Source organism: Kitasatospora sp. NPDC001664 (assembly GCF_053596675.1).
Genome location: NZ_JBSFGS010000028.1, coordinates 36925 through 49830, shown reverse-complemented (window position 1 = coordinate 49830; position 12906 = coordinate 36925). Strand labels below are relative to the sequence as shown.

Below are 12906 nucleotides of genomic sequence, written 5' to 3'. Positions count from 1 at the left end.
GCAACACTCCGGAGTGAAGCAAATCAGCCGAGAATATTGCCATTGAGCCATCAGGGAAATCTGCTGGTCAGCGCACTGATGCCCGGGAACCGGGCATGAAAAAAAGCCCCCGTCCGTGCGGACGGGGGCGTTCGTACAACCGGGGGATCGACTATTGCGTTCGACCCGGGCCTCAGGCTTCTTTCGCGATCGGGCCGTCGAAGGAGATCTCGGCGTTGCGCCGGGTCTTCGACCATCCGCTGCGGCCGGTGAGAATGCGCATCATCGCTTTCCACGAGGTCACGTAGAACTTGTAGGTGTACAGGACGTACGCCATTCCCCAGCCGGCGGCGCGCCACCAGCCGCTCTGCCGTTCGTTCGCCGCGACGTAGAGGAACGCCCAGACCGCGAACTGCCCCGCCCCGACCACCAGGTAGGCCGCGAACAGGGCCCATCCGCCGTCCATCAGGAAGGACTGCAGCCCGGCCGGGTCGAACAGGGCGGTGATGCCGACGGCCAGCAGCGGCAGCGGGTAGACGAAGGTACCGAGGATCTGCAGCCAGGGCTGGATCAGGTAGTAGGTGAGCTCGGAGACGCCCGCGTTGGTCACGTGGTAGGAGGACCAGGCGTCCGGCATGTAGCGCGAGCACTGCATGTTGCCCTGGCCCCAGCGGGTCCGCTGGGTGATCAGGCGCTTCAGGTCGAACAGGCCCTCCTGCTCGACGTAGGTGTCCCGGGTGTACTCGTTGCGCCACCCCGCCAGCAGGACGTGCAGGCCGAGCTCGAAGTCCTCCAGCAGCGAACCCCGCCAGGGGATGCCGTTGCCCTCGTCGATGTCCCGCAGTGCGGACAGGCGGGTGAACTGGCCGTTGCCGCCCATGCCGACGGTGCCGATCCGCCGGCGCACCAACTGCAGCGCGGCGATGGGCACCCGGAACTCGATGTCCTGCATGCGCAGCAGGGTCCGGGCGAACAGGTTGGCCGCCCGGCCCTTCTCCGGCAGCAGGTGACGCTCGTTCAGGTTCAGGATGCGCACCTCGATCTGCACCGCCCCGACCGTGGGGTCACCGAAGAGGTGCGGCGCGGCACAGACGTCGAGGCACTCGGGGGCCGGCAGGCCGTCGGCGTCGAACACGCCGACCACCACGCCGTGCGGGTCGGCGTCCGGCGGCAGCCAGGCCTCCAGCGCCCGGTACGCCGCGTTCAGCGCGTCGCCCTTGCCGGTCCGCGCCTCCGGGCGCTTGCGGGACACCAGGTGGACCCGGTCGTCACCGGAGGCGAAGGCCTCGACGATCGCACCCGTCTGGTCGTCCGAGTCGTCGTCGATCACCCAGAGGTGGGCGCCGGGGAACTTGCCGCGCAGGCCGGTGACGGTCTGTCCGATGACGGCCTCCTCGTCCCGGCACGGGATGAGGAAGTGCCACTGGAAGTCCTCGGACCGCCCGGGCGCCTGCGGGCGCCAGGCGCGGTAGGCGCGGATCAGCGTGGCGACGTAGAGGATGAAGATGCCGCAGAGGACCAGCGAGAGGCTCTGCGCGACGGCGATGAGCAGCTGCATCAGGCCGCGCTCCCGTCGGGCGTGGCGTGCCGCGGGCCGTTCTCCAGCCGGCCGCCGCGGACGCCGTAGCGCAGGAAGGCGCCCAGGGCGAGGACCATCGTGATCATGCTGAGCAGGGAGCCGCCGAGCGTGTGCGACCAGAGGTAGCCCTGCTGGCCGTAGTGCACGGTGACCAGGGCGATCAGCACGAGACGGATCAGGTTGCCGACGGCCACGATGGTCGCCGCCAGGAGCAGCCCGCCGAGGACCTCGCGGGCGGTCCGTCGGGCGGAGAGCAGGACGGCCGCCGCCATCAGCAGGAAGGGGGGCACCAGCAGGGCCGAGCTGCACGACTGGGTGACGTCCACGCCGACGATCTTCGCGTCGTCGAAGTTGACGAGCAGTGCGGTCTTCACCGCGGCCGTGGTCTCGTCCATGACCTGGGAGTACAGCCAGGCGGCGGCCCTGGCCTCCAGGGCCCGGAGGTACTCATTGAAGATGATCATGCAGGCGCCGGCCACCGACAGGGTGCCGGCCATCGTGACGGAGGCCGGCCACGGGCGGGTGGGCTGCTCGGATTCAGGGCCCGGCGGGAGATGTCCGGCGGGCACCGCGGTCAGGGTCATCGAGGTCCTCGTGAGTCGTACGCGGAACAACGGGTGGCACGGAGAGGCCCGGGGCGGGACCACCGATGCGGTGCTCCCGCCCCGGGCTGGCGGATGGAACGGGGTTAGCCGTCCAGGCCCTTGCGCTTGCGCTTCACGACCACGGTGAGCGTGCCCGCCGCGAGCAGGCTCGCCGCGGCGATCTCCGCCCAGAGCAGGTTCACGCCCGTGTCCGGGAGCGGCGGCTTCGGCGGCTTCGGCGGCTTGCTCGGGGTCGGGCTAGGCGTCACCGGCGGGGTCGGGGTGGGAGTCGGCGTGGGAGTCGGGGTCGGGGTCGGCGTCGGCGTGGGAGTCGGGGTCGGCGTCGGCGTGGGAGTCGGCGTCGGCGTGGGAGTCGGCGTCGGGAGGGTCCGCGCCGGCACCGTGATCGGCACGTCGTTGGAGATGACCGGGAACACCAACTCCCGCGCGTGCAGGCTGAAGTTGTTGGTGTAGATGTCGCTGCCCGCGTTGCCGGTGGGCTTCAGCACCAGCTGCAGGTCGCGCGACTGACCCGCCGCCAGCGTCCGCGGGTCGTTGACCATGACCGCCGTGACGGCCGCGTCGTCGGTCGGGCAACCGGCCTGGCCGAACTCGGTCTTGGCGCACCACTTGGTGGCGCCGCCCGCCTTGTTCGTCGGGTCGGCCGGGTCGGACTTGATGCTTCCGTGCGCCGCGGCGGTGAACTTGAGGGTCACCTGCGGGTCGGCCGGCAGCGCGTTCAGCGACTTGAACGCCAGCGTCCCGGTGAACCTCGTCGCCGGAGTCCGGCCGTCACCGATCCACGGCAGCTCGTCGATGATGTCGAGACCGGTCAGCGGAAGGGTCTGCGGGTTGTTGTAGGTGAGCTTCCAGACCAGGTCCGAGTCGGTCGGCACGATCGGGGTGTCGGTGGACTTCTTCACCGTGACGCCGGTGCCCGCGACGATGGTCAGCGCACGCTTGGCCTGGCGCAGGTCCTCCGGGCTGAGGTCGTCAGGTGCGGAGACCACGACCTTGTTCTGGTACGTGCCGTCGGCCGCGTTCGCGTCGGTCGCGACCTTGTAGGTGATCGGCGCGATCGTGGAGTTGGCCTTCTGGGCCGGCAGCACCCAGGTGACGGTCGTGGTGCCGTCGGCGTTCCTGACCGCCGACTGCTCCGCCACCGAGGCGGAGCCGGTGACGTAGGCGAAGCCGGCCGGCAGGGTGTCGACGACCGTGAGGTCCTGGTCGTGCGGCACGTCCGCGTTGGACTTCAGCGACGGGTAGAGCGCGTAGGTGAACGTCTGGCCCCTGAGGACCTGGCGCTGCTGGTCCGGGGTGCTCAGCGCGTCCGCGCCGGGGTCGACGGTCTTCTTGTCGATCCGGGCCAGCACCGGGGTGATCAGCAGGTGGTCCGCCAGCGCACCACTGGCGTAGTTCTTCTTCGGGTCGATGACACCGTCGGCCCCCTTCGGGGCGTACGCCGGCCTGGTGTCGTTCTGCCAGCTCCCGCTCAGCGGCTTGAGCGCGGCCGCGTTGCGGACAATGTCGCCCTTCTCCAGGCCCGTGCCGTTGACGGTGAGGAAGGTGTAGAAGTCCCGGGCACCGCCCTTCGGCAGCGTGGTCTTGAAGCGGACCTTGCCGACCGCCGCGACACCGCCCGGCACCTCCTCCGGGGTGGCGAACCACGGCCCGTCGGCGTCGTCGCACGTCCGCTTGAGCTGGGCGCCCGCACCGATCGGGTCGAGCTTCTTCCCGAGGGCGGTGGCAGGCACCGAGTTCTTGTAGGCGGCGTACTCGATGACCACGGACGGATCGGCCGGCACGGCGGTGGCGTACTTGCCGGTGGCGTTGATGCCGTTCTCGGCCGGCGCCTTGCTGATCGTCTGGTTGCCGTCGCCGAAGACGTCGCAGGCGATGAAGTTCGGGTTGTCCTCGGTGTCGGTCGAGTTCATGAAGACGTGGGACCGCACCTGGGTACCGGGGGTGACCAGGGCGTTGTTGTCCTTCTTCTTCGGCGCGGTGCCGGGCGGGCCGCCGGCCACGCTCTCGTACTCCTTGCCGAAGGAGCCGGTGCCGTTGACACCGACGGTCTGCGAGTTGTCCTCCAACGGCTCGGTCTTGCCGGTGCCGTAGTTGGTCTGGCCGCTGACCGAGGTGGGCGAGAACCCGGTGTACGTGTTGGTCAGCAGCGCACTGCCACCGGTCGAGGCGGTGAGGGTGTCCAGTTCGGTCTGCGGGACCCAGATCCGCAGGTAGCCCGCGCTGATGACGCCGGAGCTCTTCGGCAGGTCGGTGCCGTCCGCGCCCTTGGTCGGGTAGGAGGGCGGGGTGGAGACGGCGTCGGCGATGGTGACGTCGACGTTCTGCCCCGGGGCGCCCTGGACGCAGCTGAAGGTCCCGCTGCCCGCGGTGGTGTTGACGGCGGTGCCCTGACCCGCGACGCCGTACGGCGCGTTCGTGATCGTGGCGTCGTTGGCGCCGCAGGCGGGCTTGGCCGGGTCCCAGGTGTAGAGCCGGGCGCCGGCACTGGCCGCCCCGTTCATCAGCTTCGAGATGTCGTCGGTGAACTTCATCGGCGAGACCAGGGTCTCCTGGCCGAGCTTGCTGAAGTCACCGCGCGCCGGGTCGACCGTGCGGGCCTCGACCACGATCGGCATGGTCAGCAGTCGGCCGGCCTCGCCGTTCGGGCCGCTGGCGGGCTTGTCGCCGTAGCTGTACTTGCCGTCCTTGACCAGGTTGTACTTCGGCAGCGCGCTGACCGTGGTCTCCGGGGAGGTCGAGCTCGAACCGCCGCCCTCCGCGTTGTCCGCGGTGCCCTTGACCTCGATCTTGACCTTGTCGTTGTTCTTCGCCGTCCCCAGGATCTGCAGGACCAGCGGCACCTGCTCGGTCTGCGAGGTCATGTCGGGCAGCACACACGTGAGCGTGCTGCCCGAGATCCCCGAACCGGTCCCGGTGCACTTCTGCGGGAGCACGGTCCACTTGGTGTTGGGCGGGGCCTCCACCGTGAACCGGGGCCGGTTGGCCGTGCCGGTCAGCGCCTGGATCTCGACCTGGTAGGCGATCGAGTCGTTGGTGCGCACGATGCCGTTCTTCGGGCCGCTGTCCAGACCCGGCCCATCGGAGGCGGTGAACTCACCGGACCCGTCCTGCACCACCGCGGCGTTCACCCCGATGCTGACCGTTGCGGCGCTGGCCAGTCCCACCGCGGACGAGCTCAGCAGGACGAGAAGACCCGTCCCCATGGCGACCCTTCGCGGAGACAGGATTCTCCGGTCAGGTGCAGTCCACCTCTGCATACGTCATTCCCTTTCGCGACACCTTGTCACGGAAAAATGTCACGGCATCTAGGCTTGGAGCCGCGCCTCAAATGGGGCCGAGCATCTGATATGACATGAAGCCAGTGATCACCCGCTGCGACCGGCCACATTCGTAACGCGGCTCAATGACGCTCCTCGCTCATTTACTCGCCGTGTCGCACGGGGGCCACCCGGTCAGCCCACGCACCACCGCTCAAGGGGTGGGTGCAGCAGCCGGGGATTCCGATGGAACCCGTTCCGACAATTGGGCTGAATCGGCGATCTGCTGATTCCCCCATTCGGAGAAATCCAAGCTGAACATCCCATTTTCGATCGGGGCACGGAATCGGCGGAGCTGCCCGTCGGCGTCCAACCAGAACTCCGGGGAAACGGCCGCGGCAGCCAGTTTCTCCTGCCCCTCCGCGCGCTGCCCCGGCCCCCGGAAGACGTCGACCTCCTGCTGTTCCACCCGGTCCTTCCGCAGCCACATAGCCCCTCCGGAGCCCAGCAGCACGGGATTCTCGGGCCGGTCGGAGGGAATCGCGAGCACTGTCCACATGGCCCGCTCGACCACCGATCCGGTGGGATTCAGCGGACGCGTCTTCCATTCGGAATTCCCCTGGAGCGCACCCGCGTCGAGGCTCTTGAACGCCAGCGCCCCGGAGTTCCAGACCATCGTGTAATGGCCGACCGAACCGTCGGACTCCTTGTTCGTCACGGCCGCCTGCGCCACGTGGTTCTTCCAGTCCACCTTTCCGGACATCGACTGGTAGAGGCCCGAGCCTGACAGGACCGAGGAGAAGTGCGCCCCGCCCGTCATCCCGGCCGTGAACCGGACCGTGGCGAGCCGGTCGAGCTTGGTCGACCCCTCCGCCGTGTCGTGCGCCGGGTCCTTCGCCGGGCCGTCGTCACCCCCGGGCCCGCAACCGGCCGCCGCGAGCACCGCCAGCGTCGCCAACACCCTGAGCCACCTGACGCTCCGCCCCGTCCGCACTCCGTCACCGCGCATCGCCGGGCACCGCCTTCGGGTCGGAGGGCAGCGGCGCCGTCGCCGGATCGGCCAACAGCGGCGGATCGCCCACGGCCGGGCCGCCGCTCACCCCGGGAGCACCGGGCTGCGGGCCGGGCACCGGGACGTCGTGGAAGGAGACTCCGGGTGGCACGGCCCCCGTTCCCGTGGGCGCCGTCCCGCCGGCCGCCGCCGGGCAGGGGCCGGACAGCAAACCCTCGGGCGTGGCGCTCGTCGCGGCGTTGCCCGCGAAGCAGTTCCCGCTCGCTCCGGCGTCCGGCTTGCCGGTGAAGGCGATGTCAACTCCGTTGCCGCTCAGGGAGTTTCCGGTGGCCTTGTTGTCGATCGGCTTGAAGCCGTTGGCGGTCGAGACGATGATGCCCGCCGTCGGATTGCCGGTCACCAGGTTGTTGACCACCACGTTGGCGACCCCGCCACCGATGCCCAGGCCGATGCCGAAGCCGCCTTCGGCCTGCTCGGGCGAGAGGGCGTCGGCGTTGTCCGTCACCACGTTGCCCGCGAAGACCGCCCCGTGCTGGGGAGCCAGGGCCTCCAGGGTGTCGGACCCCATGCTCACCCCGACCCGGTTGCCGGAGAACCGGTTGCCGACCACCTGCAGCCCGGCCGAGGCGTTGGTGAACTCGGCGCCGATGGCGTTGTGTTCGGCCAGGTTACCGCGCAGCAGCGTGTCGCACGGGTCGCACTGGCCCACGTAGAAACCCGAGTCGGCATGGCCGGAGGCGTAGGAGTGCTCGATCAGACCGGCCCGGGTGTCGAAGGCGTAGATGCCGTACAGGCCGTTGTTGTGCACCGTCACGTACGAGGCCCGGAATCCGCGCATCGCCGGGAACCGGGTGGTGTCCATCGCCTGGTACTCGCCACTGCTACCGCCCCGTCCCTGGAAGTTGGGGTCGGTCACGCCGGTGAACAGCAGGCCGTTGAAGAGGTTGTTGCGGATCGTCAGGTTCTCCACCACGGAGCCCGCGCCGGTCACCACGACCCCGTCCCCGCGCTTGAACTCGCCGTCGATCACCACCGAGTTGCGGTCGGTGCCGCGCAGGACGATCCGTTCACGGCTGACCCGGACGCTCTCCCGGTAGACCCCCGGCGAGACCAGGACCTGGTCGTCCGGCCGGGCCCGGTCGACCGCCTGCTGGATCGTGGGCGCGTCCTCGGGCACCCGGATGACGGCCGGTGGCGGCGGGGGCGACTGCCCGCCGTCGGAGGAACAACCGGCGGCCCCGCCAAGGGAGATGACGGCGGCACCGGCGAGCAGGCCGGACATCCAGCGCCGCCTTCGGCGCCGATGAACAATCATGACTGTGTCGGACATGTCGCCAGATATACCAGCACGGCGTGACCGGACCCTCACGCACCGTCAGCCGCTCGGCCCCTTGCCATGGGCGGGCCTCACCGCCTCAGCGGCCGAACAGCCCTTCTCCCGAGCCCGGGGGCACGTAGAGGACGGCCGAGGCCCGGTGCTCGACGAACGGGGTCAGCGCGTCCCGCTCGGCCATGCGCTCCTGCACCCGGACGAACAGGGCCGGGTCCTTCATGTAGGCGCAGAACAGCAGACCCTGGTCGTCCGGCCCGTCCGCGTAGTTGTATCCCCGGCGCAGCATGCGCGCCCCGCCGTCGAGGCGCGGGTTGGCGATCCGGATGTGCGCGGTGGCCGGGATGAGGTAGCGCCCCTCCGGGGTCTTGGCGTGGAAGTCCGGCTCGTCGTGCTCCCGGCTGCCGCCGAGCGGCCGCCCGTCCTCCCGCTGCCGCCCGATCACCGCCTCCTGCCGCTCCAGCGGCAGTTGGGCGAAGGCCTCCACGGACATGACGATGCGTCGGTAGACCAGGTAGGTCCCGCCGGCCTGCGGCCCGTCCTCCAGCCAGATCCACCGGTCGCCCGAGGGGCCGGGGTTGGCCGTGCCGTCCTTGAAGGCGAACAGGTTCCTGGGAGTCTCCCCGGCCGGTGTGGGCGGCAGGTACCCGGCCTGCCGCCAGCGGGCGCTCAACAGGCCCGCCGCCTGACCGTCCATCACATCGGCTGCCGTCCGGAGGGCTTCGCTGCCCGCACCGCTCACCTGCAGCAGGACGTCCGCGCCGCTCCGGCCCGGATCCAGGCGGTCGCCGGGCAGCGGGGGCAGCTCCCGGAACCCCTCGGGGGCGTTCAGCGGGACCCGCTGCGACAGGCCCGGACCGACCCCGAGGACGGTGACGACCGAGGCCCTGCGAGCCGTGTCGTTCCAGGCTCCGACGAGCGCTTCCAGGGCCTTCGCCGCCCGTTCGCCGGCGGCGCCGGTCAGGTCGTAGGCGAGCAGCAGCACGTGCGGCAACGGCGGCGCCACGAGCCCGGGCTGACGCACCGTCGGCCGGGACTCCGGCGGCGGGACCGGGCCCCCCGCCGGGCGGGGTACGGACCGGCCGGCGTACCAGGCCGTCGTGCCGACGGCCAGGGCGGCTGCTCCCCCCAGGAGGGCGCGCCGGGGAGTGCTGGATCGGTTCGGCTGAATCGGATGCACGGCGGTGATTGAACCCGTCGGGGTGGCGCCCACGCGAGCCCGGAACCACGCGGAAGGTCCGAAACTCCCCCGATGTCACTACGGCTTCCACCCGCACGGGTGAGCCGGCACTGCTCCATCCGCGTGCGGCGCTACGGCAGCCCCGCCCAGCCGCCGCCAGTCCCGGACGATCAGCACGACGGCCACCAGGGCGGCAAGGGTAGCGGCGGCGAAGCCGACCTGCGTCAGGATCCTCATCGGGCACCTCTCCGGGCCGCCGTCAGCACGTGCCGCGGCATTGGGTGCCGCCCCGGGCCAGGATGTGCACCGGCTCCCGGGGCGGCTCGGTGGCGATCCTCACACGATCCACACATCCGGGGGAACAGTCGTGGACCCATCGGTGTCCGAAACAGGACCAAAGTCCCGGTGCACCCCCGCCGACCTGCGGGTTCCTCGACCCGACGCCCCGCCGGACCCCCGCCGGACGGCGGGTACGACAGGGCCGGCCGGTGACGCCCCGTCAGTCACGGCCGGGACCCGGGCGGCCGCCGGAGGTCCGAGGGCAGTCGGTCGACGCCGAGGTGGCGGTGCTCGGACCCGGTGGGAACGAGGCGCTCCGCAGCTGCCAGGAAGTCCTCGACGTCGGCCACCGGGGCCAGCAGCAGTGCGCTGCTCTCGACTCCGCAGAGCACCATCACGAGGTGCTCGGGGTCCCCGACGCCGGGAGGGAAGATCCTGACGTCCCCGATGCCGGCACGCTCCCGCAGGCCGGTGACCAGCAACTCGCGGGCGAAGGTCCAGCGCACCACCGCCGCCCCCGGGGCGGCCTCGCAGTCGAGGTGCACCGCGTACGGGTCCGCCGCCAGGTAGCACAGCTGTGCCGCCAGGGTCACCGGCTCGCCCGACGGCGCCACCAGGGTCAGCACGGTCGGCCGGGCACAGCGGCCCCGGCCACGCCGCCGACCGAGCAGCCGGCGGCCCGGCTGGCTGCTCACCCCGCCTCCCCGCCACGGGCGGGCGACGCTCCCCCGGCGGTGCCGGTGGCCCGTCCGACCGCCACCACGACGGTCGGCCCGGCCACCCCGGCCACCCCGGTCATGCTTCCCGTGCCGCTTCCAGCGACGCCAGCACGACGCCCTGCTGCTGCGGGACCGCCAGTCCGGTCATCCGGATCGCCCGCAGCGTCTGCCCGCTCACGCACATCCGGCAGAGCCCGACCACCGGGTACCCGCCGCCGACCAGGACCCCGGTGGACGCCTCGTCGCCGTAGACCGGGCGCAGGCAGCCCGGGCAGGCCACCGCCTCCTCACGCTCCCAGAGCCCGGGCGGCACGTCCGTGTCGAGCCCGGCGATGATCGGCTCCATCGCGACGCCCGCCTCGGCCCACAACGAGAGCGGCAGCTCGGCCCGTCGGATGACCTCGAACCCCCCGGCCTCCTCCGGCCCGTCGGGCCGGAGCGCGACCAGGATCCCCAGGCCCGACGGGGCCGGGTCGGGGAAGAACGCGACCGGTCCCGGGACGTCCTCGGGCTGCGCCAGCGCGTACTGGGTGCCGTCCCGGAAGGCCGCCGCGAGCTCGCGCAGGATCCGGCCATCGGCGTCGTTGCGGAGCCTCAACTGCCAGATGCCGACGTCCCCTTCGGCCTCGGCCGGCGAGGCGGTCAGCAGCAGCCCGTTGCCGGCCGCGCGCACGTCGAGGTGCATCAGCCCCCTCGCCGCGTGCACGCCGCTGCCGAACCACTCCGTAGCGCTGGTGCGCTCGGCGGCCTGCCGTCTGCGCTCCCTGCTCTCCCTGGCCTTGCTCACCTTGCTGTCCCTGCGGGGCTTGGAGACCGTCATGCTCGTCCTCGACTCTCGGGCGGGAGCCCGTCCGGCGGGCCGCTCCCGCCCGGACCCGCCGCCGTCCTGGCGGGCTCAACGCGTGCGCCCACCGCAGGACACGTCCGGCTACTCCGCACGGCCCTGCCCGTGCCGGTCCTGACGGTGCGTTCGCACCTCAGGGAGCCGCCGGAGCACTGAGCGGGGCCCGGACCACCGGTGGTCCGGGCCCCGCTCCGTGACGCTCGGTCAGGACAGCGGCGTGCACCCCGGCGCCGGGGCGTTCGGGTGCTGGCCGTCGTAGCGGAGCACCGTCCGCTGGAACGCCCCGGTCAGGTTCTCCCAGAAGCGGGAGGCGGTCATCGGCGCACGGACCGACTGCTGGAGCTCCTGGAGCTCGCCGCAGGCCAGCTTGGCCCGGGCCGCCGCGGTGGCGTCGGGGTTGAGGCCGGGGACCTTGTCGAGCGCGGCGTCGGCGGCCGCGTAGTCGGCCACCAGCCACTCCATCGGGACGAGCTTCTCGTGCCCGGCCCGGACCCGCTGGCCCATCGCGGCGTGCGCGCCCAGCGGATACGCCAGCCCGGCCGGGTCGATCACCAGGGCGTCCAGCGGGATCGCCGCGCCGACCGCCCCGAGACCGCCCTGGGTCACCGCGTACCTGACCGGTGTCGGGTAGTCGAGCTTGACCGGCACCCGGTACTGGCCGCCGGCGGCGTCCGGGAACCAGAGCTGCAGGCTCGGCGCCGCGTCCGTCGGGGCGAGCCGGAAGGTCTCCCCGAAGCCGGCCTGGTCCTTGATGTGGACTGCGGTGGTGTCGGGGTGGGCGCTGCCCGTGTACTTCTGGGTCCAGGCCCGCTCGTTGGACACGCCCCAGGTGTTCCACATCGCGTCCACCCGCAGGGCCACCAGGCAGGTCACGGCCCAGGCGGCCAGCCCGCCGGCCAGCACCAGGCCGGCCCGGCGGACGTGCACCAGCATGGTGGGCAGCAGCAGGGTGAAGAGCGCCGGCAGCAGCATCCGCGCGTGCATGAAGTCGCCGCCGACCCGGACCACGTAGATGGTCATCAACACGCCGCCGGCCAGCGTCATCCACCGCAGGGCCCCCTCGCCGCCGCCCTCGCGGACCCGCTCGCCCTTCGGCGCGACCATCGCCAGCAGCCGGGTCAGCAGCACCGGCAGCCAGAGGTAGTAGGTGTCGGCGAAGTCCTGGAGGTAGGCCAGGCCGCGCGGGACGTCGGCCGAGCCGGCCTCCTTGGCCACCGCCGGCAGCGGCGACAGCAGCCCGTAGTAGCCCATCCGGAACACCTGGTAGGCCAGCGGGACGGCCCAGGCGAGCGCCAGGAGCAGCGTCAGCCGGGGCCAGGACGGCCTGCCGCGCCAGATCAGCCAGGACATCCAGACCACGCTGATCAGCAGCAGGTCCGGCCGCACCAGCCAGCCGAGCCCGGTGACGACGTACGCGAGCGCCTCGGCCCTCCGCCCACCGGTGGGCACCCGGGTCAGCGCGTACCAGCAGAGGCCGAGCCAGCCGAAGACCAGTCCGCTCTCCAGCGCCGAGGTGGCGAAGTCCCAGAACGGCGGCAGCACGGCGACGGTCAGCGCGCCGGCCGGAAGGGCGAAGGAGCCGGCCGGGGCGGTCCCGATCAGCCGCCGGGCCCCGAGCAGCGCGCCGAGCAGGCCGAGGACGGTGCAGACCAAACCCGTCCACACCGCCAGCAGGCCCAGGTCGACCGGCAGCACGTACCGCAGCGCCGCGAGCAGGTAGGTCCAGAGCGTCGAGGTGTTGGTCTCGGCCCGTTCGCCGACGTTGAACACCGGCCCGTTGCCCGCCATGAGCTGACGCACCGTCCGGGTGACGATCAGTCCGTCGTCGGCCATCCAACGGTGCCGGTAGGCGCCGACCGCGAGCAGCGCGCACGGAAGGACGACGGCGGCCGCCTCCGTGAGCCGGGTGGTCCGCCACCGTCCCCCCGGCTCCTCGGGCGGGCTCTCCGGTCTGCTCAGCTGATCCGTATTCGACCGGCTATCGGAGATGATGGTCACCGAAGGCTCCAAAGAATAGTGAAAGGCACGTGGCCGCCAGGAGCCGACTTTCCGGAATTCACCTCCGGGGGCTCTCGGTGCAGGATTCTACGAGCGCCACCGGAAGGGCACGGATGTCGAC

Annotated in this window: 9 protein-coding genes; all 9 read right to left on the bottom strand. The window is 71.6% G+C overall.

Going from position 1 to position 12906, the window contains the following annotated elements; genetic code table 11:
- Positions 1-172: 172 nt before the first annotated feature.
- Positions 173-1537, bottom strand: a complete 1365-nt coding sequence (locus tag ACWCYY_RS31740) for a glycosyltransferase family 2 protein (RefSeq protein ID WP_449797993.1) — start codon at positions 1535-1537, stop codon at positions 173-175.
- On the bottom strand, positions 1537-2142 hold the full coding sequence (locus ACWCYY_RS31735; protein WP_449797992.1) for an exosortase/archaeosortase family protein: 606 nt from the start codon (positions 2140-2142) through the stop codon (positions 1537-1539). The genes ACWCYY_RS31740 and ACWCYY_RS31735 overlap by 1 nt, the downstream gene beginning before the upstream one ends.
- A gap of 104 nt (positions 2143-2246) precedes the next feature.
- Complete coding sequence (locus tag ACWCYY_RS31730; RefSeq protein ID WP_449797991.1) at positions 2247-5369, bottom strand: hypothetical protein; 3123 nt, start codon at positions 5367-5369, stop codon at positions 2247-2249.
- A 268-nt stretch (positions 5370-5637) separates the two neighbouring features.
- Positions 5638-6384, bottom strand: a complete 747-nt coding sequence (locus ACWCYY_RS31725; RefSeq protein ID WP_449797990.1) for a hypothetical protein — start codon at positions 6382-6384, stop codon at positions 5638-5640.
- A 37-nt stretch (positions 6385-6421) separates the two neighbouring features.
- Positions 6422-7717, bottom strand: a complete 1296-nt coding sequence (locus ACWCYY_RS31720; RefSeq protein WP_449797989.1) for a right-handed parallel beta-helix repeat-containing protein — start codon at positions 7715-7717, stop codon at positions 6422-6424.
- A gap of 133 nt (positions 7718-7850) precedes the next feature.
- Positions 7851-8771 (bottom strand): Dyp-type peroxidase, encoded by a 921-nt coding sequence (locus ACWCYY_RS31715; RefSeq protein ID WP_449797988.1) that lies wholly within the window; start codon positions 8769-8771, stop codon positions 7851-7853.
- Positions 8772-9448: 677 nt separating this feature from the next.
- A complete protein-coding gene (locus tag ACWCYY_RS31710; protein ID WP_449797987.1) occupies positions 9449-9919 on the bottom strand; it encodes an SsgA family sporulation/cell division regulator in 471 nt (156 codons plus the stop codon).
- A gap of 100 nt (positions 9920-10019) precedes the next feature.
- Positions 10020-10763, bottom strand: coding sequence for a hypothetical protein (locus ACWCYY_RS31705; protein ID WP_449797986.1), 744 nt, complete (start codon positions 10761-10763; stop codon positions 10020-10022).
- A 228-nt stretch (positions 10764-10991) separates the two neighbouring features.
- Positions 10992-12785 (bottom strand): hypothetical protein, encoded by a 1794-nt coding sequence (locus ACWCYY_RS31700; RefSeq protein WP_449797985.1) that lies wholly within the window; start codon positions 12783-12785, stop codon positions 10992-10994.
- Between the last annotated feature and the right edge of the window lie 121 nt (positions 12786-12906).